Consider the following 23,256-nt stretch of genomic DNA (forward strand, 5'->3'; position numbering starts at 1 on the left):
ATTAACGGGCGGATATACGAAAAATAGCGGCGGTACTCCGCCGCTATTTCTTTGGCCGCTGTAAAAGAGGGCGTTACAGCGTCGGATAATCGGTATAGCCTTCCGCGCCGCCGCCGTAGAAGCTCTCCGGACGCTGCGGGTTCAGCGCCGCTTTATGCTTCAGGCGGGCAACCAGATCGGGGTTGGCGATAAAGTCGCGACCGAAAGCGACGGCGTCAATCAGGCCTTTGCTAATCAGATCGTTGGCCTTTTCAACCGTATAGGCGCCCGCGCCGATAATGGCGCCCGGGAAGCGCGCGCGAACCTTCTGACGGAACTCATCGCTGTACGGCTGGCCGCCGGCCCAGTCCGGCTCGGACATGTGCAGGTAGGCGATACCTCGTTTAGCAAGCTCTTCAATCAGATACAGCGCGTCGGCTTCTTCATTCGGGCCGTTATCGACGTTCTGGAAGCTGCCGATTGGCGATACGCGGATACCGATGCGATCGGCGCTCCACTCTTTACTGACCGCCTCCACCACTTCCAGCACCAGGCGAGCGCGGTTTTCAACGCTGCCGCCGTACCGATCGCTACGATGGTTAGAGGTCGGGGAGAGGAACTGGTGCAGCAGGTAGCCGTGGGCGGAGTGCAGTTCCACCAGATCGAAGCCGGCGTCGCGCGCGTTGCCTACCGCCTGGCGGAAGTCGTTGACGATCCCTGGGATCTCATCGAGCTCCAGCGCCCGCGGCATGGAGGTATCGGCGCGAACGGCGTGGCCGTTCTCATCACGCAGCGACGTACGGGTGCCGGCGCTGATTGCGGACGGCGCAACCGGCGCCGCGCCGCCTGGCTGCAGGCTGTTATGTGAGATACGACCGGTATGCCACAGCTGTACGGCAATATGTCCCGCTTCGGCGTGAACGCCGGCGGTGATTTTCTGCCAGGCCGCGATCTGTTCAGGGCTGTGCAGACCCGGGGCGCCGGCATAGCCTTTAGCCTGGGCGGAGATCTGCGTCGCTTCCGAAATAATCAGTCCCGAGCTGGCGCGTTGACGGTAATACTCGGCCATCAGCGGAGTAGGGATGTCGCCGGGCTCAATGCTGCGCAGGCGGGTTAACGGAGCCATAAACACGCGGTTAGGTACGGTGACCGCACCCACTTTCAACGGGGTAAACAATTTTGATTCGGACATAATGACTCCTGAGTAGACCGGTCGTCTTGAAATGGGTTAAATAAAAACGCCTGTCAAACGCCAGGCGCGGCAATAATACTTTTGGCATGGGCAAGGGCGCTTTCAAGCGGCGTTGCGCTGCGCGTAATTTTGGCCTGCAGGTTGGCGCCCAGCCACAAGGAGTAGAGCACCTGCGACAGGGTTAACGCGTCGCCGCTGAAAACCAGGCTGCCTTCCTGACGCCCCTTGTCCAGCGCTTCGCCAAGCAGGGTAATAATCTGGCTGGCCCCTTTGTCCATCTCGGTACGCATCGACTCCGACAGATCGCAAACTTCCGCCGACAGCTTCACCGTCAGGCAACCGCTGATAATGCCCTGCTGGCAAAACTGGGTAAGCGTATGCTGATAGTAAGCCAGCAGGCGATCGCGATAGTTGCCTTCGCCGTGGGCGAAATGCTCCACCAGCCGCTGCAGATAGCCGGCGTAGTGATGTTCCAGCAGCGCAACCCCGTAAGCTTCCTTTGAGCGAAAATAGTGATAGAAAGAGCCCTTCGGCACTTCCGCCGTTTTCAGCAGTTCGCTCAGGCCCATGCCGGTAAAGCCGCGGTGCATGCACAGCTGTTCGCCGGTGGCCAGGATATGTTCGCGGGTATCGCATTCGCTATGTTTGTTCATGCCGCTCACTGTAGTAGACCGATTGGTCTAATGCAAGTGATAAATTTAAATGATGTGTGGCGTAGAGGCTGAGCAACAAAAGTTGCCAACCGCGGATGAAACGTCTTCAATGAGAGAGAGAAAGAGGCAACCGGAGGCGTGAGGTGGCAGAGCAGCTGGAGTTTTTCCCGGTACAGAGTCCGTGCCGGGGAATTTGTCAGTCGGACGAACGCGGCTATTGTCGCGGCTGTTTGCGCAGCCGCGAGGAGCGTTTTGCCTGGCAAACGATGAGCGACGTACAAAAGCAGGACGTTCTGCGGCTGTGTCGCCAGCGCCTGTTGCGCAAATTACGCGCGGCTAAGGCGGAAACAGCGGAAGAACCGCAGCAACCCTCACTGTTTTAATTGCAAAAATGGGTATACTCAAAGCACTTTTTTGTTGAGGACGTTGTTATGGTTCAGCGTATTGCTATGGCTCCGCAGGGGCCGGAATTCTCGCGTTTTGTTATGGGCTACTGGCGTTTGATGGACTGGAATATGTCCGCGAAAGAGCTGGTCAGCTTTATTGAGCAGCACCTGGATCTTGGCGTCACAACCGTCGATCATGCGGATATTTACGGTGACTATCAGTGTGAGGCGGCGTTTGGCGAAGCGCTGAAGCTGGCTCCGCAGCTACGTAGCCGGATGGAGATCGTCAGCAAATGCGGCATCGCCACGATGGCGCGGGCGGAAAATACCATTGGCCACTATATTACCGATCGCGACCATATTGTGCTCAGCGCCGAGCAGTCGCTGCGTAATCTGGCTACCGACCATCTCGATTTGCTGCTGATTCATCGCCCGGATCCGCTGATGAATGCCGATGAGGTGGCGGAAGCCTTCCTCGCGCTGCACCACAGCGGCAAGGTGCGCCACTTCGGCGTCTCAAACTTCACGCCGGCCCAGTTTACCCTCCTGCAATCGCGCCTGCCGTTTACGCTGTCGACTAACCAGCTGGAAATCTCGCCGGTGCACCAGCCGCTGCTGCTGGACGGCACCTTAGATCAGCTGCAGCAGCTGCGGATCAGGCCGATGGCGTGGTCCTGCCTGGGCGGTGGCCGTCTGTTTAATGATGAAAGCTTCCAGCCGCTGCGCGATGAGCTGGCCCAGGTTGCCAGGGAGCTTAATGCCGAAAGCATCGAGCAGGTGGTCTACGCGTGGATCCTGCGCCTGCCGTCGCAGCCGCTGCCGATTATTGGCTCCGGCAAGATTGAGCGCGTCCGCTCCGCGCTGGTGGCAGAAAAGCTGAATATGTCCCGTCAGCAGTGGTTCCGCATCCGCAAAGCCGCGCTGGGATACGACGTCCCGTAAGCGACGCAAGAGCGTTACCGGCGCTCGTGATACGCCCCGATAAACCCGGATACGGCCCGCGCCGCTCTCCGGGTTTTTTCTTTCAGCGCCAACGCCTCACGCCGTCCTTTCTTCTATCGTTCCGACGACAGGCGCCTGCTCCAGCTGCGACAGCGCGCAGTAGAGGCGCCAGATAACCGCCGCCAGCTCCTTCGCCGCCGGCTGATGATGATGACTAAGCGTGTCGCAAATGCGCTGTAGCTCCTGCAGCGTCGACGCCAGCGGCCGCTGCTGAACGCCGCGCTCGCTCATCACATCCCGCAGCAGGCTAATGCACAGGTCGCGCACCTGAGAGAGCGGGTCGGAGCGGGTTTCCCATTCCCGAAGCTGCCACACCACGTGGGAGCAGTTAAGCAGCACAACCCCCCAGCGCAGCAGCCAGCGGCGCGCCAGGGCATCCTGGCTGTTACTCAGCTGGCTGATATGGTGGTAAACCAGAGACTCAAACTCGTGCTCGCTATGCTGCGGATGGCGGCTAAGCTGATCGACAAAGTGACGCCGTAACGCTCTGATGTGACGACGGCTCTTGCGCGCATCCGAGCCCGGACTTATCACCGCGAAGGCAAGCCAGGCAAGGCCTACGCCGATGATTTTCCCCAGGTTATCGTTGAGAAATGCGGCAAAGTCGTAGACCGGCGGGTTGGTCACCGAAATAAACGAACCCATAAAAACGATCAGCTGCCCCCACAGACCCGCCAGCTTCGGCATCTGCAGCTTGAGCAGCTGCATGGTAGTGAGCAGCGGGAAGAGGAACAGCAAAAATTGCCATAAATCGGTTATCTGCACCATCAGGCCGAATTTGACCACAAAGCTGAACAGAGAGAGCAGCACCAGCGTGCGCATCAGCAGCGTCAGCGATTTAAACGGCGAGGGCGAGATGGAGTAGAGCACGCAGCAGATAGCGGCGAGGGTGAGCGCGGCGGCGCTGGACTGCCACTGGGTGCTGATGCCCCACGCCCCGACCATCACCAGCGCGCAGAAGGTTCGCACGCCGTTCCACAGCGCTTCCGCCTGATCGGTGTGGCGGGCCAGCGCGGGCGCTGAAGGAACGTTGAATTCGGTCACCGCCGTCGCGTTCTCCACCCGGGCTATCCAGCGGCTGCTCTGCAGATACAGGCGGCAGAAGTAGCGCAGGCGCATCCAGAACGCCAGGTGCCGGTAGTCGGCCGTGGCACCGGGCGCCAGCGGGGCGATAATGCGGGCGACGGAGTAGAGATCGGCGCGCGGGCTGGCCAGCTCGCTCAGCAGCGTCTCCAGCACCGCGCGGGTATTCCTGGGGGCATCGGGCCAGTTGAGCAGCATCCGGCGCAGGCTGGAGATGACGCTGGTCATACGCAGCTGCTGGTGCAGCAAATAGTTCAGCAGCGGATTCTGCCGGCGGAAGCGGTAGTGGCTCCAGAAGGCCTGAATACGCAGCAGGTTCATGGTCAGGATCTGGCCAATAACGCTTTCGTGGGCGGTGCGAATCGCATCGGTAGTTTCCGGTACCCACAGCAGGCTGGCATGCTCCAGCAGGCGCGCATGCATATTTTTCAACGCCGTCAGCAGCGTGGTGCCGTCGGAGGTGCTGGGCAGGATCATCATCATGACCCCGCCGCAAAGGATCCCGACGATGACTTCGCAAACGCGCGACTGGGCAATGCTCCACAGCTCGTTGGCGTCGGTAACGTTGATAACCGGGAAGGCAATAATGGCGCAGGTATAGCCGGCAAGCTGGAAAGCGTAGGCCACGTTGTTGGTGTACATCGCGCAGGCCCAGGTGCAAAGCGCGATCCATGCCGAGATGCTGAATAAGAACAGCCACGGATCGTTCAGGGTATGGCCGGCCAGCAGCAGGGCGGCACAGGCGCCGAGCAGGCTGCCGGCGATACGGCCAAAGCTTTTGCTGATCACGCCGCCGACGGTAGGAAAACTGACCACCGCCGCTGAGGTCATCGCCCAGTAGGGCTCATCCAGGTTCAGCCAGTAGGCGACGCTCAGCGCCAGGCACATGGCAATGCCGTTGCGCAGCGCGTATCGCCACTGCGCCCGGCTGGCCTTAACCCAGGGAAGCGCGCGCCACGTCAGGGCCTGCACCTTCACTATGGCCGGCCGATAGAAACGGTACAGGTGGTGCCGGAGATAAGCGTGATCTCCTGCGGCAGGCCGGTCAGCTCTATGCGTACCGGCACCCGCTGGGCCAGGCGTACCCAGGGAATATTCGGTTTAATATCCGCCACCAGCGCGGCGCCGTTTTCAACGCTTTGGTCAACAATGGCGCGGCCAATGCTGGAAACGTGACCTTGTAACTTTTGCTTGCTGCTATAGAGAATCACCTCGGCGCTATCCCCGGCGCGGATATGACGCAGCTTGGTTTCTTCAAAATAGCCAATGACGTAGAACGAGTGGCTGTCCACCAGCGCGAACTGGGGGCGGCCGACGGAGGCGTAGTCGCCAACGCGGGTGGAGAGATTGGTGACCCAGCCGTCAACCGGCGCCTTAATCACGGTCTGGCTGAGCTGCCAGCGGGCGCGTTCGAGACTGGCCTGCGCGACGCCCATCACGGCTTTGGCCGCTTCGAGGACCGCGTTGGCGGTATTCAGCGCGGTGCCGGCGCTTTCCAGATCTTCGGCGGAAATCACGTTTCGCGACAGATTTCGGCGGCGGGCGGCGTCACTCGCGGCTTTTGCCTGTTCCACCTGGGCCTTCGCCAGATCGGCTCGGGTTTTGGCCAGCTGTGCCTCGGCGTCGAGCAAGGCAATACGATAGGGGGTGTCATCGATCTTAAACAGCACGTCTCCGGCTTTCACCAGCTGGTTATCGCGGACGTTAAGCTGCAGGATGCTGCCGGATACCTGAGGCGTGATGCTGACCTGCTCGGCGCGCACCTTGCCGTCACGGGTCCACGGCGATTGCGTGTAGTAGTTCCAGACCAGCCAGGCGGCAATAATCGCCAGCGCCGCAATCAGTAGGGTTGAGAAGTATTTTATTTTTTTCATTGAGTTAACATTACCAGACGGTCAACAGAACCAGTGCCAGACACACTGAAAGCGCAAACAGGGAGAGATCCATCAGCAGCGGGTGCCAGATATCGCCGGCGTACATCCAGTCGCGCAGCTGACGATGAAGCACCAGCCAGATAAAGAACCCCAGCAGGACGGCTTTAAACAGAGGGGGGAAATAGATAGAAGCGCCAAACACCAGGTCCTGGAGCGACAATCCGCAAGCGTTAAGACTCAGTTTCACAAGCAAAAATCCTTTGCCGTTGCAGGGAGAATGTCAGGTAATGCTATTATTTGCATTGTAAATCATTGTTTTCATATTAGTGAATCAGGTAATTCATTTGTTTTGATTATTTAAATGCTGCACACTATTCTAAAATCAGTATAATAACTTAGCAAGCTAATTATAAGGAGATGAAATTGGAATCGCCACTGGGTTCTGATCTGGCACGTTTAGTGCGCGTCTGGCGCGCGCTGATCGACCATCGCCTGAAACCTCTGGAGTTAACGCAGACGCACTGGGTCACGCTGCATAACATCCATCAGCTGCCGCCTGAGCAGTCGCAGATTCAACTGGCGAAAGCCATCGGAATTGAGCAGCCTTCTTTGGTGCGTACGCTGGATCAGCTGGAGGAGAAAGGTCTCATTTCTCGCCAGACCTGCGCCAACGATCGGCGGGCGAAGCGTATTCGGCTGACGGAAAAAGCGGAGCCGCTGATCAATGAGATGGAAGAGGTTATCAGCAAAACGCGCGATGAAATTCTGGCTGGCGTCTCGACGCAAGAGGTTGAAATGCTGCTCGGTTTGATCCGCAAACTGGAACACAATATTCTGGACCTCCAGGCAAAAGATTAACCTGTTCAGGGCCTTGATCTCTCAAGGCCCTTCATTCTCTACTTCGACTCATGCCGCACGACGACGCGGTTGCGTCCGCCGTTTTTCGCTTCGTACATTGCCGCATCCGCACTCTTCGGTCGTCAGGCGACCGTCAACGGCGGTAAATACGCCGCGCGTGATACCACGAATACAGCATGTCACTCTGCGGGATTAGCACCGGTAGCGTAAATATATAGTCCGAACAAAAGAAGGCGCCGCTGTACCAGAATATATTGCGCAATCGGCTTATATAAACCAGCAGCATTAGCGTTATTAACCAACTAGCGACTATAACCCGGCCAATACGGTTATGCCAGAGCGGATGATTACTTGAATAAAGCCATGACGGAGTAATTATCAGCGTCGTAAAACTCGGGCAGCTCGTCAGAATAACGGTATGAACCTTTCTGGTGAGGCGCGGGCTATGGCGGAAGTGATATAAAATAATCGCGGGAGTAAAGAGTATGACCAGCATCGCGTTGCGCGGAAGATAAAGAAAATCAGCGCGGCGCTAGCGTCAGGTATGGCCCTGGTTGCAGAGAAGCCAGTCCGAATGGCCGCTAAACCTTCCCGGCACCAGCAGCGCCGATCCGCCGTAGGCGCAGGCAATGGCGGTCAGATGCAGGCGCTCCCGAACGCACCAGTACTTCATAGTGAGGTGTAATATCAATAAAAATATAGTCAATACCGGCAACAGCACCGGACTGGACGTCGATGTGCGACTATAACGTCAGGGGCGGCTGAACCGCAAAACGATATGGCCGGATTCAATATCTTGATCTTTGGGGAATAATGCGGCCCCGAAAGGCCGCATGAAAGAATATTAACGCGGGGACACGGTGACCTGGCTGCCGCTGCCGGCAATCGCGACGCGCTGGCCAACGGAGAACGGGGTGCTGCCCTGTTTCTGGACCACCAGAATGGTGTTGCCGTCATCCTTACGGATTTCCAGCTCAACGCCCTGGGTTTTATTCATTGCGCCCTGGACGCCCTGGCCGGCTACGCCGCCCGCAACTGCGCCTGCTGCCGTTGCCAGCGAACGGCCCGTGCCGCCACCGATGGTGTTACCGAGGAATCCACCCAGAACTGCGCCGCCGATAGCACCGATGGCATTGCTGTCATCGCCGCCCTGGATCTGAACCGCGCGGGTATGAACGATGGTTCCGTAAGTTACGCTCTGGACCTGTTTGGCTTCGGATGCGGAGTAAACATCACCGGAAAGGCCGCTGCTGCTGACGCAGCCCGCAAGAGTAAAACCAATCATCGAGACAGCCAAAACACGTAAAATCATTTATGAATCTCCTTCACCAAATAGCGTTCTGTTGAACTTCCATGTGGTCAATTATATGGCATTTAAGCGCCAGCTGGCATAGCTTCCGCATGGACAATATGAAAAATAATAAGCAAAAACGTCTTAACCGCAGCTAAACGTAAGCGCTTTACGCGAAGCGTCGCGTTTATAACTGCGAGGCTTCGGGCTTCTCTGTTCAGGCTTTGGCGCCGTTTTAAAGCGGCTAAAACCTGATTATCTGACAGCCGGAATGATTTAAGGTTTATCCGTTTTAGTGTTAAAAAAAATTATTGTCCCATAGCAATGACCCCGTCTTTATGATGGAGTGTCGCTATACGAGAGTCATGGAATGAAGGAAGGCGTATGAAATCAGGTCGCTTTATTGGCGTAATGTCTGGCACCAGCCTGGATGGCATCGATGTGGTTCTGGCGGTAATTAACGAAAGTATTGTGGCCCAGCAGGCCAGCCTGACCTATCCCATCCCTATCGCAATAAAAGAAGAGATTCTGGCTATCTGTCAGGGGCAGCCGCTCACCTTATCGCAGTTAGGACAGCTTGATACGCGCCTTGGTCGGCTGTTTTCCGATGCGGTACGGGCGCTAATGCGCCAGGAGAATTTGCAGGCCTCGGAGATCGTTGCGATTGGCTGCCACGGTCAGACGGTCTGGCACGAGCCGATGGGCGATGCGCCTAACACATTGCAAATCGGTGACAATAACCAGATTGCCGCCCATACCGGCATCACGGTGGTGGGTGATTTTCGCCGTCGCGATATGGCTCTTGGGGGCCAGGGCGCGCCGCTGGTTCCGGCCTTCCACCACGCGCTGTTGGCGCATCCGGTTGAGCGCAGGATGGTGCTAAACGTTGGCGGCATCGCTAATCTCTCGCTGCTGGCGCCCGGTCTGCCGGTCCGCGGCTACGACACCGGTCCTGGCAATATGCTGATGGACGCGTGGATCTGGCGTCAGTGCGGTAAACCCTACGATAAAGATGCCCACTGGGCCAGCGGAGGCAAGGTGCTGCTGCCGCTGCTGCAGGATATGCTCAGCGATCCGTGGTTCGCGCTGCCCGCGCCGAAAAGTACCGGGCGGGAATACTTCAACTATGGCTGGCTGCAGCGGCATCTGGCCCGCTATCCCGGCGTTAGCCCGCAGGACGTTCAGACCACGCTGACGGAGCTTACCGCGGTCACGATTAGTGAACAGGTGATGCTCAGCGGCGGCTGCGAGCGGCTGCTGGTGTGCGGCGGCGGGGCCCGTAATCCGCTGCTGATGGCGCGGCTGGCGGCGCTGCTGCCGGGTACGGAGGTCTCTACCACCGATGCGGCGGGGATCAGCGGTGACGATATGGAAGCGCTGGCCTTTGCGTGGCTGGCGTGGCGGACTATGTCCGGGCTGCCCGGCAACCTGCCGTCGGTGACCGGTGCCGCAGAAGCCTCCATCCTTGGCGCGATTTTCCCGGCGAATGCGCCGCAGAATCAGAGTTAACTGAATTCGCTATATTTTATTAACCGGTAAACTGGATGAAGTGAGTGGAGGGTCAGTACCCTCCTGGACCGGGAAAGTCGAAGGCAACCAAATGAAAAAAATCCTTATCGCAGCGATACCTTTTATGCTCGCAGGCTGTAGCTATTACAACCAGTTTGTCGAGCGCATGCAGACCGATACGCTGGAGTATCAGTGCGATCAGAAACCGCTGACCGTTCATCTCAATAACGCCCGCCAGCAGGTAAGCTTCATTTACGATAACCAGCAGCTGAATCTGCAGCAGGGGCTATCGGCGTCGGGGGCGCGCTATACCGACGGCGTATACGTCTTCTGGTCAAAAGGCGACGGTGCCACGGTCTACAAACACGACCGCGTGGTGCTGGAAAACTGCCAGCTGCAAACCGCCAAACGTTGAGATTTCTCTCCCGGGGGCGCACAATGACGCCACCCGACGACTATTTTCTCAATTGCCATGTCAGACAACGACGAATTGCAGCAAATCGCGCATCTGCGCCGAGAGTATACCCGTGGCGGCCTGCGTCGCCACGATCTTCCCGCCGAACCGCTGACGCTGTTTGAGCGTTGGCTCCGACAGGCCTGCGATGCCCGGCTGGCTGACCCCACGGCGATGGTGGTGGCCACCGTTGATGAAAGCGGCCAGCCCTATCAGCGTATCGTGCTGTTAAAGCACTATGACGAAAAGGGGCTGGTGTTTTACACCAACCTCGGCAGCCGCAAAGCGCACCAGATCGAAAAAAATCCCCGCGTGAGCCTGCTGTTTCCGTGGCATATGCTGGAGCGCCAGGTGATGGTGAGCGGCAAAGCTGAACGTCTGTCGACGCTGGAAGTGATTAAGTATTTCCACAGCCGCCCGCGCGATAGCCAGATCGGTGCCTGGGTTTCCCGCCAGTCCAGCCGCATTTCTGCCCGCGGTATTCTTGAAAGCAAGTTCCTTGAGCTGAAGCAAAAATTCCAGCAGGGCGAAGTGCCGCTGCCGAGCTTCTGGGGCGGGTTCCGCGTCAATATCGAACAGATGGAGTTCTGGCAGGGCGGCGAGCATCGTCTGCACGATCGTTTTCTGTACCAGCGGCAAAACGACGGCTGGCAAATCGACCGCCTGGCGCCATAAAGGACGCAAAATGTTGTTTTAAGCGCTGGTACTACGTTCCCCGGCGCTTTATTCTATAGGCTTCATTTTTCACGCTGCATCGTAGCTGGCCATGCCTGCTCATCCGGTAGCTTACCCGCGTAAGCGCCTGAGGCTTCCCATGCTTGCCGCTTTGATGCAGCCTGAATCATTTTGTGTAGTATTTTTTCGCGTCTGGCGAAAAGTCGTGTACCGGCAAAGGTGCAGTCGTTTATACATGGAGAATTTGATGGCAAGCAGTAACTTGATTAAACAATTGCAAGAGCGGGGGCTGGTAGCCCAGGTGACAGACGAGGAAGCGTTAGCAGAGCGACTGGCGCAAGGCCCGATCGCGCTCTATTGCGGCTTCGATCCTACCGCCGACAGCTTGCACTTGGGGCATCTTGTTCCATTGTTATGCCTGAAACGCTTCCAGCAGGCAGGCCATAAGCCTGTGGCGCTGGTGGGTGGTGCGACCGGTCTGATTGGTGACCCGAGCTTCAAAGCCGCCGAGCGTAAACTGAACACCGAAGACACCGTGCAGGAGTGGGTTGATAAAATTCGTAAACAGGTCGCGCCTTTCCTCGACTTTGATTGCGGAGACAACTCGGCCATTGCCGCGAATAACTACGACTGGTTTGGCGGCATGAACGTGCTGACCTTCCTGCGTGATATCGGCAAGCATTTCTCCGTCAATCAGATGATCAATAAAGAAGCGGTTAAGCAGCGTCTGAACCGTGACGATCAGGGCATCTCCTTTACCGAGTTCTCCTATAACCTGCTGCAGGGCTACGACTTCGCGTGCCTGAATGAGCTGCACGGGGTTGCGCTGCAAATCGGTGGTTCGGATCAGTGGGGTAACATTACCTCCGGTATCGACCTGACCCGTCGCCTGCATCAGAACCAGGTATTTGGTCTGACCGTTCCGCTGATCACCAAAGCGGATGGCACCAAGTTCGGTAAGACCGAAGGCGGCGCGGTATGGCTGGATCCGAAGAAAACCAGTCCGTATAAATTCTACCAGTTCTGGATCAACACCGCGGATGCCGACGTTTATCGCTTCCTGAAGTTCTTCACCTTTATGGAAATTGACGAGATCAATGCCCTTGAGGAAGAAGACAAAAACAGCGGTAAGGCTCCGCGCGCGCAGTACGTGCTGGCGGAACTGGTGACGCGTCTGGTGCATGGTGAAGAGGGCCTGATCGCCGCAAAACGCATTACCGAGAGCCTGTTTAACGGCAACCTGAGCGAGCTGAGCGAAGCGGACTTCGAGCAGCTGGCGCAGGACGGCGTACCGATGATTGAAATGGAACAAGGCGCCGACCTGATGCAGGCGCTGGTGGATTCCGAGCTGCAGCCATCCCGTGGCCAGGCGCGTAAAACCATCGCCTCCAACGCGGTGACCATCAACGGTGAAAAACAGGCCGACCCGGAGTATGTCTTCGGCGAAGGCGATCGCCTGTTTGGTCGCTATACCTTACTGCGCCGCGGTAAGAAAAATTACTGTCTGGTCTGCTGGAAGTAATTGCGTAAAGGCAGGGGCGTGGGAAACCACGCCCCTTATTTTTTGCTGTCAGGTATCCAAGATGAAGAATATCCTCGCCATCCAGTCTCACGTTGTGTTTGGCCATGCCGGCAATAGCGCCGCCGAGTTTCCGATGCGCCGCCTTGGCGCGAACGTCTGGCCCCTCAATACCGTGCAGTTCTCAAACCATACTCAGTACGGTAAATGGACCGGCTGCGTTATGCCGCCAGCGCATCTGACCGAGATCGTACAGGGCATCGCTGATATTAATCAGCTTCAGCGCTGCGACGCGGTGCTCAGCGGTTATCTGGGATCGGCGGAACAGGGCGAACATATTCTCGGGATTGTTCGTCAGGTGAAAGCGGCCAATCCGGCGGCAAAATATTTTTGCGATCCGGTGATGGGCCATCCTGAAAAGGGCTGCATCGTAGCACCTGGCGTAGCCGAGTTTCACGTGCGCCATGCGCTGCCTGCCAGCGATATTATTGCCCCGAATCTGCTGGAGCTGGAAATTCTCTGCGAGCATCCGGTGGCGAACGTCGGCGAAGCGGTGGCCGCCGCGCGGGAGCTCATTGCCCAAGGGCCGGAAGTGGTGCTGGTGAAGCACCTGTCGCGCGCCGGGATTAGCATGGACCGTTTTGAAATGCTGCTGGTGACGCGCGACGAAGCCTGGCATATCAGCCGTCCGCTGGTGGACTTTGGCCTGCGTCAGCCGGTGGGGGTGGGGGATGTGACCAGCGGCCTGCTGCTGGTGAAGCTTCTGCAGGGAGCGAGCCTGCGCGATGCGCTGGAGCACGTCACCGCCGCGGTGTACGAAATCATGCTGGCGACCAAAGCAATGCAGGAGTATGAGCTGCAGGTCGTGGCGGCGCAGGATCGCATTGCGCTGCCTGAGCATCTCTTCAGCGCCACGCAGCTGTAGGCGCTGACAGCCTGCCCGGAGCCGCGCCCGGGCAGGGCAATCAACCTTACTTCAGTCCTTCCGCTTCCAGCGCCGCCGCCACCGACGGGCGCGCGGCGATGTGCTTCATCCACGCCTCGATATGGCGATAGCCTGCCATATTCAGCTTCACCGCGTACGCCCAGCGCAGTACGGTAAACAGATAGCCATCGGCGATGGTGAAACGATGGCCGTTCAGCCACTGCTTATCCTCCAGTGATTCGTCAATATACTGCAGCTTCTTCTCCAGCTGCGCGCGTACCGTCGGTTTGTAATCTTCCGGCGTGTCCGGACGAAACAGCGGGGTGAAGCCTTTGTGCAGCTCCGTTGCGACGTAGTTCAACCACTCCAGCGTCTGGTAGCGGGCGATGGTGTCCACCGGGGCCAGCAGCTGTCGATCCGGGACGCGATCGGCAATGTACTGCATAATCGCCACGCCTTCCGTCAGCAGGAGATCGTCGTCAAGCAGCAGCGCCGGAACCTGGCCTTTCGGGTTAATCAGCAGGTAATCATCCCCGTTTTCAAGACGCTTTTTCATTACGTCCACGCCCTGCAAGGTGAAATCCAGCCCGCTTTCGCGCAGGGCGATATGCGAAGCAAGAGAACAGGCGCCGGGTTTGTAGAACAGTTTCATCGGTAACTCCTTGTGGCTGCAGTTTTCTGTATGGTAGTCCGCGCAGGGGTAAAAAAAAAGCCGCTAACGGCAGGTTAGCGGCTAAATTAAGTGGTTTTCCCGAAGCGGTTAGGCTGTTGCCGTCTCGCGATCTTTAGCGACGCTATCGTCGTCCAGAGTCATACGATTCAGCTTCGGCGCCGTCAGCAGCATCAGCGCGGCGATTACGGCCGTCACGATACCAATCTGCATGAATACGTGACCGTAAACGTTCAGAGAAACCAGCGGGTCGGTTACGTTTTCCGGAACGGCCATCAGGTTAGCAATCTTACCTGCAATAATTGCTGCGCCCGCGGTGGTCAGGAACCAGCTGCCCATGATGAAGCCCATCAGACGCTGCGGAACCAGCTGGGCAACCATTGCCAGACCCAGGCCGGAAATCATCAGCTCGCCAATACTCTGCAGCGCGTAGCTCAGAATCAGCCAGTTTACCGACACGATACCGGCATCGGTGGCGAATTTGGTGCCCAGCGGCAGCACCAGGAATGCGGCGGAACAGAGAATCATACCGATAGCAAACTTGTGCGGCATCGGCAGACGGTCGCCCATCTTGTTATAGATGGCGGCCAGAATCGGGCTACCGATCATAATCCAGAACGGGTTCAGCGCCTGGAACTGCTCCGGCTGGAAGCTGATGCCCATAATGGCATGCTCAACGTTGCGGATGGCGAAGAAGTTCAGGGACGTCGGCATCTGGCTGTAAAGGACGAAGAAGACGATCGCCTGCACCATCAGAATGAAGGCCACAACCATCTTACGACGCGCGGCGCCCTTCAGGGCGATAGCTTCTTTGGCGAAGATGATGACGATGCCCAGCGCAACCACGCCCAGAACCATACGAGCGATGCCCTGGTTATGCAGTAGCCAGGTAGCGATAACCACCAGGATAACCACGCCGACGAGGGTGGCCAGCAGTTTGCCGTAATGAACCGGGGCGAAGTCGGGTTTAGAACCGTAGTTTTTCACCCATTTCTTGCAGAACATAAAGTTCACCAGCGTAATCAACATGCCGACAAAGCTCAGGGAGAAGGCGATACTCCAGCCGAACTTCGCTGCCAGCCACGGGGTAGCCAGCATCGAGAAGAACGAACCGATGTTGATGGACATATAGTACATGGTAAATGCACCGTCCAGACGCGGGTCGTCTTTCTCATAACAGGTAGACAGCAGGGAGGACGGGTTAGCCTTAAACAGGCCGTTACCGACGGCGATAGTCGCCATACCCATATAAACGATAGCGGCGTCATGTCCGGAATACGCGACCAGCGCATAGCCGATCGCCAGTACGATCGTACCCAGCATAATGACGCGCTTGGTGCCGAGCACTTTATCGCCCAGCCAGCCGCCGATAGCCACGAGGCCGTAGACCAGCGCGCTGAAGGAGGAGAAGAGTGTAATAGAATCCGCTTCTGACATACCCAGCTGTTTTACCAGGTAAACGGCCATGATCCCTTGCAGGCCGTAATAACCAAAACGCTCCCATAATTCGATCGAGAAGATCAGGTAGAACGATTTCGGCTGCTTGAAAGCGTTCAAACTCACGCTTTCTGCTGGTTTATTGTTTGCAGTTGACACATATACCTCTTTTTTTACATCCCATATTAACGGGGGGTGTTCGGGGCGCAATCTTCGATGACCGCCGCCTTTATAGTTATTCTGGAGGGAAAACGGCAGGTAATGTTCACTATCCTGACCGTTCAGGCAATAGCTTTGTAATACTCTGTTACACATAACCGAGGCGTTATAATACGCCGGTCATTCAAATGTTATGCAGAGTTAAACTTCACCGTTTCGCCATTGGTGATATTTTTATCTGTCTGCATCCGCATGGCGGTGCATAAAGGCGATATATTCTGCTGATCAGCCTTGAACCCAGTGATATAGGCTATAATCCTAAAAAATGATGGGGTATTGTCCTGATAAGCAGGGCTCAGATATTGCAATTGCTGGCTTTAACTATCAAATAAGCAACAATAAATTAACATTGAGTTGCATGGATGATCTGGATCACAAATGTATAGAAATTTTTTCTTCGTAAAAAATGATTAACCTGGCTGAGAGTTATATGAGCAGACGATCGCCCTGTTAACTGGCGAAATTATGGCGAAAGTGGCAGGGATGAAAGGGTATGAACAGAACCATTACCACAGACAGGGTAATGGTTTTGCTCAGGGAGCGGACATCAGGCAGCGTAGACCTTCTCTTTGAACTCGCAGAGGTCCTCGATCAGGCAGGAACCGCAGCGCGGCTTGCGGGCGATGCAGGTATAGCGGCCGTGGAGAATAAGCCAGTGGTGGCAGTCCACCTTAAACTCGGCGGGAACCACCTTCAGCAGCTTCTCTTCAACCTGCTCGACGTTCTTACCGGGGGCAAATTGTGTCCGGTTGCAAACGCGGAAAATATGCGTATCTACCGCAATCGTCGGCCAGCCGAAGGCGGTATTGAGTACCACGTTGGCGGTTTTGCGCCCGACGCCGGGCAGCGCTTCCAGCGCGGCTCTGTCCTCTGGGACTTCGCCATTATGCTGCTCCAGCAGGATCCGGCAGGTCTTAATGACGTTTTCCGCTTTGCTGTTAAACAGGCCGATGGTTTTGATATACGACTTGACCCCATCGACGCCCAGGCTAAGCATCGCCGCCGGGGTGTTGGCAACCGGATAGAGCTTCGCCGTCGCTTTATTGACGCTGACGTCGGTCGCCTGCGCCGAGAGCAGTACGGCGATCAGCAGCTCAAACGGCGAGCTGAAATTGAGCTCCGTGGTGGGATGCGGGTCGTTATCCCGCAGGCGGGTCAGAATTTCCAGACGTTTGCTCTTATTCATCAGGCTTTCCCGGTGGCGTCAGAGGGCGCAACGACCGGGGTTTCGGCGCTTACCGCCCGGGCCTTGCGCTGCTTGCTTCGCTCATCAATAAGATATTTGACCGCCAGCATCATTCCGAGGCCGATAAACGCCCCCGGCGGCAGCATCGCCAGCAGGAAGGGGGTATCGGTATGGAAGACCTCGATGCGCAGCGCTTTTGCCCAGCCGCCGAGCAGACTATCCGCGCCGTCAAACAGAGTACCGTTACCAATGATCTCACGCAGCGAGCCGAGCACAAACATGGCGCAGGTGGCCCCCATGCCAATTGCGAAACCATCCAGCGCCGACAGAGCCGGGCCCTTTTTGGCCGCAAAAGCCTCGGCGCGGCCGACGACAATGCAGTTAGTTACAATCAGCGGGATAAAAATCCCCAGCGACTGATAGAGGCCATAGGCGTAGGCGTTAATCAGCATCTGCACGACGCTCACCACCGAGGCGATGATCATCACGTAAATTGGAATACGGATCTCGGCCGGCGTCCAGCGGCGCAGGCTGGAGATAGTCAGGTTGGTCAGGGTCAGAACCAGGGTGGTTGCCAGCCCTAATCCCAGCGCGTTGGTGGCGGTGGAGGTCACGGCAAGCAGAGGGCACATCCCCAGCAGCTGGACCAGCGCGGAGTTGTTTTTCCACAACCCCTGAACAATAACGTCTTTTACTTCGCTCATGCTCTAGTCTCCACAGGCGGTGAATTCGGGAATCTGCGTTGGCAGCGTTTGTGCATACAGGCCAGCGCGCTTAACCGCGTTGACGACCGCGCGCGGCGTAATGGTCGCGCCGGTAAACTGGTCAAAATCGCCGCCGTCTTTTTTAACCGCCCAGCGGCCGTCATTCTGCCCGTGGATAACTTTGCCGGCAAAATGGGTGATCCAGTCAGAAAGACGCAGCTCAATTTTATCGCCAAGGCCCGGCGTTTCGTGATGTTCGGTCACCCGGGTGCCGAGGACGGTACCTTTAAAGTCGGCGGCGACCAGCAGCTGAATCGCCCCGGAGTAGCCGTCCGGCGCGGTGGTTTCCATTACCGCACCCACCGGGATGTCGTTATTTTTAGCAATCCAGATCTTACGCTGTCCTTTCCCCAGCGCCGGGGCGGAGACGAGATAACAGCTCTTCAGCAGATCGTTATTATACAGATCTGCGGGCAGAACCTGGTCAAATAGCGCCTTTTGCTGCTGAGCCGCCTGATCTTCAATAGTCGATTTGGTCAGCTCATTGATAGCCGCCGTCAGGCCGGTGGAGCCGGCGGCGAAAAGCGCCAGCGTGATGCCGTGTTTGCGCATGCTTTTTAACATGACGGGTCCTCAGCGGTGGCCATACACGCGGGGACGCGTGTAGTAATCAATCAACGGAACGGTAATGTTCGCCAGCAGCACGGCGAAGGCAACGCCGTCAGGATAGCCGCCGAAGCTGCGAATGAGCCAGACCAGCAGACCCGCCAGCGCGCCGAAAATAAGGCGTCCGCGGTTGGTGGTGGAGGCGGTTACCGGATCCGTCAGAATAAAGAACGCGCCGAGCATGGTGGCGCCGGACAGCAGATGTATCTGCGGCGCGGCCAGGCTCTGCGGCGAGAAAAACCAGCCGAGCGTGGAGCATACGGCCAGACTCAGCAGGAAGCTGAGCGGAATATGCCAGCGAATCGTCTTCTGCCACAGCAGGAACAGCCCGCCGACCAGATAAGCGATATTAACCCACTGCCAGCCAAGCCCCGCCAGCGTGCCGCCGAATATCGGGTACTGGAGGATCTCCTGCACCTTATGGCCGGCGTGCAGGGAGGTTTTAAAGGTGTCCAGCGGCGTGGCCTGGCTGATACCGTCGACCCCGAGGCGCAGGGCGTTCATATCGCCCCCGGAGGCGGTATGGCCGGTGAAAATGACCCGCAGCGCGTCGGTAAAGCCTGGAATGTGGGCCGCAATCTCCTGCGGCGGCAGCCAGGAGGTCATCTGCACAGGGAAGGAGATCAGCAGCACGACGTAGCCAATCATGGCCGGGTTAAACGGGTTATGCCCCAGCCCGCCGTACAGCTGCTTGGCGATGATAACGGCAAAGGCGGTACCGAGGACAACCATCCACCAGGGCGCAAGGGGCGGAATACTGACGGCCAGCAGCAGGCCGGTCAGCAGCGCGGAGTTGTCGGCCAGAATGGCGGCAATATTCTGTTTTCTCAGTTTGAGGACGGCGGCTTCGGTTCCCCAGGCGGTTAAGGCCGCCAGGATAAGCTGCAGCACGGTGCCCCAGCCGAAAAACCAGGTCTGCACCACGATGCCGGGTACGGCGGCGAGCAGCACCAGCAGCATAATCCGCGAGGTCTGACGCTGGTTGTGGGTATAGGGAGAGCTTGCGATTCTGAAAACCATTTAATCCTCGTTAACTGCCTGCCGGGATGCTTTCCTGGCCTGAACTCGGGCGATTGCTTCTGCGACTGCAGCCTTGCGCGGATCGACGGTCTCAGCCGCCGGCGCGGCAGCGACCTCAGCCTGCTGCTGTTCGGCCTTGCGGGCCTTGGCGCGGGCGATAGCGGCCTCTACCGCGGCTTTGCGCGGGTCTACGCCCTCAGCCGCCGGCACGACGGCGACGTCAGCCTGCTGCTGTTCGGCTTTGCGAGCCTTGGCGCGGGCAATAGCGGCTTCTACCGCGGCTTTGCGCGGATCGACGGCCTCATTCGCCGGCGCGGCCACGACGACGTCAGCCTGCTGCTGTTCGGCTTTGCGGGCCTTGGCGCGGGCGATGGCGGCCTCTACCGCGGCTTTGCGCGGGTCTACGCCCTCAGTCGCCGGCGCGGCCGCGACGTCAGCCTGCTGCTGTTCGGCTTTGCGGGCCTTGGCGCGGGCGATTGCGGCCTCTACCGCAGCTTTGCGCGGGTCTACGCCCTCAGCCGCCGGCGCGGCCGCGACGTCAGCCTGCTGCTGTTCGGCTTTGCGAGCCTTGGCGCGGGCAATAGCGGCTTCTACCGCGGCTTTGCGCGGATCGAGACCTGCGCTGGCCGGCTGCTCAGGCGCGATCTCAGACTGTTCGCTTTTACGGGCGCGAGCCTGGGCTTTACGCGCTTCGCGCGCGGCGATGGCTTCGCTATTATCCGGCTTAGCGCCCGCCTGAATGATAATCGGCTGCGCCGCATCCTGCTGTTTTTCCCGCACGCGGGCGAGGGCGGCGTTAATCGCCTCGCTATCTTTCGCTGCGGGCTGTACGGCAGACTGCTTATGCCGTTCAAGGCGCGCGGCCTTATCGCGCTCCAGACGCGCCTGGCGGGCTTCAAAACGGGCTTTGGCTTCGGCCGCGCGCTTCTCTTCCAGGCGAATCTCCGCGATCTCGGCCTTCTCCTGACGGAAGTACTGCACCAGCGGAATATTACTCGGGCAGACCCAGGCGCAGGCGCCGCATTCAATGCAGTCGGCCAGATTGTGGGTCGTGGCCTTGTCGTGCTGCTGGCCTTTACTGAACCAGTACAGCTGCTGCGGCAGCAGATCGGCAGGGCAGGCATCGGCGCAGGCGCTACAGCGGATGCAGCCTTTTTCTTCTTCCGCCTCGCCCATTTCGCTGGCCGACGGGGCCAGCAGGCAGTTGGTGATTTTGACAACCGGCACGTCGAGCCACGGGAGGGTAAAGCCCATCAGCGGGCCGCCCATAATCACCATCGGCTCAGCGCTGGGGCAGAAACCGGCGTCATCCAAAAGGTGGCGCACCGGCGTGCCCAGGCGGGCCCAGACGTTGCCCGGGCGCGAAACCGCTTCCCCGGTTAAAGTCACTACGCGTTCGGTCAGCGGTTCGCCATCAATCACCGCGCGTTTAACCGCGTAGGCGGTGCCGACGTTTTGCATCAGGACCCCGATATCGGAAGAACGGCCGCCGTGGGGAACCTGCTTACCGGTGAGGATCTGCGTCAGCTGCTTAGCGCCGCCGGAGGGATATTTGGTCGGGATCACGCGCAGGGAGATGCCGTGCGCGTCGCTGAGTACCGCACGCAGCATGGAGATAGCCTGCGGTTTGTTGTCTTCAATGCCGATCAGCACCTGGCTCGGCTGTAATATATGGGCCAGGATGCGAATGCCGTCGATAATCTGCGCCGCGCAGTCCTGCATCAGGCGATCGTCGGCGGTAATGTAGGGCTCGCACTCGGCGGCGTTAATAATTAAGGTGTCGATTTTATCGCCGCCGCCGCGCAGCTTGATCCCGGTGGGGAAGCCGGCGCCGCCCAGCCCGGCAACGCCGAACTGATGGATGCGCTCGATAAGCTCATCCCGGGATTTGCTCTGGTAGTCACTCCAGCCGTCGCGTTCAATCCAGCGGTCTTCGCCATCGGCATCAATGATAACGCTCATCTCCGCCAGCGCGGAGGGATGCGCCGTCGAATGCGGAGCGATGGCGCTGACGATACCTGACGTCGGGGCGTGTACGGGCAGCATTTTTCCCCAGCCGCGGGTAAGCGGCTGGCCGCGCAGGACGCGATCGCCAGGCTGCACGCACAGCTCGCCCTCCGCGCCAATATGCTGCTTCAGCGGAATAACAAACTGCTGCGCAAGGGAGACCTGGCGCAGCGGCGTACCGTTTGACTGGGTTTTCATCTCCGGCGGATGAATACCGCCGTTGAAATCCCAGACTTTGTCTTTTCTGAACGCGGAAAATAGCTTAAACATGTTGTTCCACAGGAATGATGCGCACCGGGATGGTGTGTAGATCCCATTTCCAGGTTGCGGTGGTCGTCGCAACCGGAACCATCTCTATACACTGCGTCGGGCAGGGGGCGACGCAAAGATTACAGCCGGTACAGAGGTCGCTCATCACCGTATGCATCGCGCGGGTCGCGCCGACAATGGCGTCAACGGGGCAGGCCTGGATGCATTTCGTGCAGCCAATACAGTTTTTTTCGTCGATGACCGCCAGCATATGCACGGGCTCGGCCTCCTGCGCATCGCCGTCAGCAGGCTGCGGGTCGACGTTCAGCAGGGTGGCAATTTTTAACATCACCGCTTCGCCGCCGGGGGCGCAGCGGTTGATTTTCTCACCCTGCAGGCCTACCGCTTCCGCATAGGGACGGCAGCCGGGGTAGCCGCACTGGCCGCACTGGCTTTGCGGAAGAAGTTCGTCGATCTTTTCAACGACCGGATCGTCTTCCACCTCAAAACGGCGGGAGGCATAACCCAAAATTAAGCCGAAAATCAGCCCGAGAAGGCTAATAGCAATGACGGCTATCCAGACAGCACTCATATTACAACTTCACCAAACCACTAAAGCCCATAAATGCGAGCGACATTAAACCTGCCGTCACCAGCGCAATGGCGTTACCGCGAAACGGCGCCGGGACGTCCGCAACCACCAGACGCTCGCGAATGGCGGCAAACAGCACCATTACCAGAGAGAAGCCGACCGCCGCCGCAAAACCATACAGCGCGGACTGCAGAAAATTATGTCCAAGGTTAATATTCAGCAGCGCCACGCCGAGCACGGCGCAGTTGGTGGTGATCAGCGGCAGGAAGATACCCAGCAGGCGATACAGCGCCGGGCTGGTTTTGCGCACCACCATTTCAGTGAACTGCACGACCACCGCAATGACCAGAATAAAGGTCAGCGTGCGTAAATAGACCAGATCCAGCGGGATGAGAATCCAGGTATCAATTAACCAGGCGCAGATAGAGGCTAGCGTCATCACAAAGGTGGTGGCCAGCCCCATTCCCATAGCGGCCTCCAGCTTTTTGGAAACCCCCATAAACGGACACAGCCCAAGAAACTTCACCAGCACGAAGTTATTAACGAGGACGGTACCAATAAAGAGCAGTAAATAATCAGCCATCAATTCGACCTGAAACGGAAAAAGCCGCCTATTATCGAATAAAACGATACCGGCGACAACAGGTTAACTGTGGGGTTATTACGGATTGACAAAGGTCCGTTTAACCCGTTCGGAGCGCTTGAAGTAAGGAACCAGCAGCGCGGCAGCAAGGAGTGGGAACAGCAGCTGGCGCAGGGCCAGAATGTCCGATATTGGCGAGAAGGCAAAGGCTTTAATCGCCAGCAGCAGTGAAATCAGCAGCCAGATAATATAGTGCTTCGGCACAATCTTTCGCCGTTTGAAAAAAGCCAGCGTCAGCCACAGGGTGTAGTACCACATGGCAACGGCGAACAGCAGAGACGCAATCCAAAGGATAAGATTCCCGGCGCTCATTGCGCCCAGCAAGGAGAACGTTTGGGGCGCCATTAACGCATTGGCAAATATAAGCAGCGATAGCGAAGCGCTTAATAGCGCCACCAGCAGCCACGCGAGCGGCCCCAGCAGCCATCCGCCAATTCGTTCTGCAGAGTCAGAGGACATACTT

General features: G+C 57.9%; 24 protein-coding genes and 1 pseudogene. 8 read left to right on the forward strand and 17 right to left on the reverse strand.

The features are described from left to right. Window positions 1–73: 73 nt before the first annotated feature. Together nemA and GO007_RS20220 are read right to left on the reverse strand one after the other, a co-directional pair. Window positions 74–1,171, reverse strand: coding sequence for an alkene reductase (gene nemA, locus GO007_RS20215; RefSeq protein ID WP_095103081.1), 1,098 nt, complete (start codon window positions 1,169–1,171; stop codon window positions 74–76). 53 nt (window positions 1,172–1,224) lie between these two features. Further along, on the reverse strand, window positions 1,225–1,824 hold the full coding sequence (locus GO007_RS20220; RefSeq protein WP_095103083.1) for a TetR/AcrR family transcriptional regulator: 600 nt from the start codon (window positions 1,822–1,824) through the stop codon (window positions 1,225–1,227). A gap of 143 nt (window positions 1,825–1,967) precedes the next feature. Here GO007_RS20220 and GO007_RS20225 point away from each other — a divergent pair, with 143 nt between their 5' ends. Next, complete coding sequence (locus GO007_RS20225) at window positions 1,968–2,207, forward strand: DUF1289 domain-containing protein (protein ID WP_076946795.1); 240 nt, start codon at window positions 1,968–1,970, stop codon at window positions 2,205–2,207. Window positions 2,208–2,255: 48 nt separating this feature from the next. Next, window positions 2,256–3,152, forward strand: coding sequence for an aldo/keto reductase (locus GO007_RS20230; protein ID WP_095103085.1), 897 nt, complete (start codon window positions 2,256–2,258; stop codon window positions 3,150–3,152). A gap of 96 nt (window positions 3,153–3,248) precedes the next feature. On the opposite strand, the gene GO007_RS20235 is transcribed toward GO007_RS20230, so the two are convergent. From GO007_RS20235 to GO007_RS20245, 3 genes are read right to left on the reverse strand one after another with little or no spacing between them, the layout of a single operon-like run. Beyond that, the gene (locus GO007_RS20235; protein ID WP_095103087.1) at window positions 3,249–5,273 is read right to left on the reverse strand and encodes an FUSC family protein; all 2,025 of its coding nucleotides are present in this window, start codon (window positions 5,271–5,273) and stop codon (window positions 3,249–3,251) included. Next, entirely contained in the window at window positions 5,273–6,169 is an 897-nt protein-coding gene (locus GO007_RS20240) for an efflux RND transporter periplasmic adaptor subunit (RefSeq protein ID WP_095103088.1), read from the reverse strand. The genes GO007_RS20235 and GO007_RS20240 overlap by 1 nt, the downstream gene beginning before the upstream one ends. 10 nt (window positions 6,170–6,179) lie before the next feature. After that, on the reverse strand, window positions 6,180–6,416 hold the full coding sequence (locus tag GO007_RS20245) for a DUF1656 domain-containing protein (protein ID WP_095103090.1): 237 nt from the start codon (window positions 6,414–6,416) through the stop codon (window positions 6,180–6,182). A gap of 170 nt (window positions 6,417–6,586) precedes the next feature. On the opposite strand from GO007_RS20245, the gene slyA reads away from it, so the two are divergent. Then, on the forward strand, window positions 6,587–7,027 hold the full coding sequence (gene slyA / locus GO007_RS20250) for a transcriptional regulator SlyA (RefSeq protein WP_071844932.1): 441 nt from the start codon (window positions 6,587–6,589) through the stop codon (window positions 7,025–7,027). A 133-nt stretch (window positions 7,028–7,160) separates the two neighbouring features. Here slyA and GO007_RS29215 read toward each other — a convergent pair. Then, window positions 7,161–7,700: pseudogene (locus GO007_RS29215) on the reverse strand (MASE4 domain-containing protein). Window positions 7,701–7,871: 171 nt separating this feature from the next. After that, window positions 7,872–8,339, reverse strand: a complete 468-nt coding sequence (gene slyB / locus GO007_RS20265; protein WP_095103095.1) for an outer membrane lipoprotein SlyB — start codon at window positions 8,337–8,339, stop codon at window positions 7,872–7,874. 363 nt (window positions 8,340–8,702) lie between these two features. On the opposite strand from slyB, the gene anmK reads away from it, so the two are divergent. The 5 genes from anmK to pdxY all read left to right on the forward strand — a co-directional run bounded on the left by anmK (window position 8,703) and on the right by pdxY (window position 13,400). Further along, window positions 8,703–9,827: an anhydro-N-acetylmuramic acid kinase gene (anmK, locus tag GO007_RS20270; protein WP_095103096.1), complete on the forward strand. Its 1,125-nt coding sequence runs from the start codon at window positions 8,703–8,705 to the stop codon at window positions 9,825–9,827. A 91-nt stretch (window positions 9,828–9,918) separates the two neighbouring features. Beyond that, window positions 9,919–10,242 carry a C-type lysozyme inhibitor gene (mliC, locus tag GO007_RS20275; RefSeq protein WP_095103098.1) on the forward strand — a complete coding sequence of 108 codons (324 nt, stop codon included), beginning with the start codon at window positions 9,919–9,921 and terminating at the stop codon, window positions 10,240–10,242. A 57-nt stretch (window positions 10,243–10,299) separates the two neighbouring features. Further along, window positions 10,300–10,956, forward strand: a complete 657-nt coding sequence (gene pdxH, locus GO007_RS20280; protein ID WP_095103099.1) for a pyridoxamine 5'-phosphate oxidase — start codon at window positions 10,300–10,302, stop codon at window positions 10,954–10,956. A 247-nt stretch (window positions 10,957–11,203) separates the two neighbouring features. Then, window positions 11,204–12,478 (forward strand): tyrosine--tRNA ligase, encoded by a 1,275-nt coding sequence (tyrS, locus tag GO007_RS20285; protein ID WP_095103101.1) that lies wholly within the window; start codon window positions 11,204–11,206, stop codon window positions 12,476–12,478. Between the two features lie 61 nt (window positions 12,479–12,539). After that, window positions 12,540–13,400 carry a pyridoxal kinase PdxY gene (pdxY, locus tag GO007_RS20290; protein WP_095103105.1) on the forward strand — a complete coding sequence of 287 codons (861 nt, stop codon included), beginning with the start codon at window positions 12,540–12,542 and terminating at the stop codon, window positions 13,398–13,400. A gap of 46 nt (window positions 13,401–13,446) precedes the next feature. Here the strand turns inward: pdxY and gstA are convergent, their stop codons facing one another. The 10 genes from gstA to GO007_RS20340 all read right to left on the reverse strand — a co-directional run bounded on the left by gstA (window position 13,447) and on the right by GO007_RS20340 (window position 23,252). Then, complete coding sequence (gene gstA / locus GO007_RS20295) at window positions 13,447–14,052, reverse strand: glutathione transferase GstA (protein ID WP_095103110.1); 606 nt, start codon at window positions 14,050–14,052, stop codon at window positions 13,447–13,449. 108 nt (window positions 14,053–14,160) lie between these two features. After that, window positions 14,161–15,666 carry a dipeptide/tripeptide permease DtpA gene (dtpA, locus tag GO007_RS20300; protein ID WP_095103113.1) on the reverse strand — a complete coding sequence of 502 codons (1,506 nt, stop codon included), beginning with the start codon at window positions 15,664–15,666 and terminating at the stop codon, window positions 14,161–14,163. A 607-nt stretch (window positions 15,667–16,273) separates the two neighbouring features. Continuing rightward, window positions 16,274–16,912, reverse strand: a complete 639-nt coding sequence (gene nth / locus GO007_RS20305; protein ID WP_095103115.1) for an endonuclease III — start codon at window positions 16,910–16,912, stop codon at window positions 16,274–16,276. After that, complete coding sequence (locus GO007_RS20310; RefSeq protein ID WP_095103117.1) at window positions 16,912–17,616, reverse strand: electron transport complex subunit E; 705 nt, start codon at window positions 17,614–17,616, stop codon at window positions 16,912–16,914. Before GO007_RS20310 ends, nth begins: the two co-directional genes overlap by 1 nt. Before the next feature lie 3 nt (window positions 17,617–17,619). Next, entirely contained in the window at window positions 17,620–18,240 is a 621-nt protein-coding gene (gene rsxG, locus GO007_RS20315; RefSeq protein WP_095103120.1) for an electron transport complex subunit RsxG, read from the reverse strand. Between the two features lie 9 nt (window positions 18,241–18,249). Then, window positions 18,250–19,302: an electron transport complex subunit RsxD gene (gene rsxD, locus GO007_RS20320; RefSeq protein ID WP_095103122.1), complete on the reverse strand. Its 1,053-nt coding sequence runs from the start codon at window positions 19,300–19,302 to the stop codon at window positions 18,250–18,252. Next, on the reverse strand, window positions 19,303–21,579 hold the full coding sequence (rsxC, locus tag GO007_RS20325) for an electron transport complex subunit RsxC (protein WP_095103124.1): 2,277 nt from the start codon (window positions 21,577–21,579) through the stop codon (window positions 19,303–19,305). After that, window positions 21,572–22,150, reverse strand: a complete 579-nt coding sequence (rsxB, locus tag GO007_RS20330) for an electron transport complex subunit RsxB (RefSeq protein WP_095103126.1) — start codon at window positions 22,148–22,150, stop codon at window positions 21,572–21,574. The genes rsxC and rsxB overlap by 8 nt, the downstream gene beginning before the upstream one ends. Before the next feature lies 1 nt (window position 22,151). Further along, window positions 22,152–22,733 (reverse strand): electron transport complex subunit RsxA, encoded by a 582-nt coding sequence (gene rsxA, locus GO007_RS20335; RefSeq protein WP_095103128.1) that lies wholly within the window; start codon window positions 22,731–22,733, stop codon window positions 22,152–22,154. A 78-nt stretch (window positions 22,734–22,811) separates the two neighbouring features. Beyond that, window positions 22,812–23,252 carry a DUF2569 domain-containing protein gene (locus GO007_RS20340; protein WP_095103130.1) on the reverse strand — a complete coding sequence of 147 codons (441 nt, stop codon included), beginning with the start codon at window positions 23,250–23,252 and terminating at the stop codon, window positions 22,812–22,814. Between the last annotated feature and the right edge of the window lie 4 nt (window positions 23,253–23,256).

The sequence above is a fragment of the Klebsiella sp. 10-1 genome (assembly GCF_009758445.1).
GTDB classification, from domain to species: Bacteria; Pseudomonadota; Gammaproteobacteria; order Enterobacterales; family Enterobacteriaceae; genus Klebsiella; species Klebsiella scottii.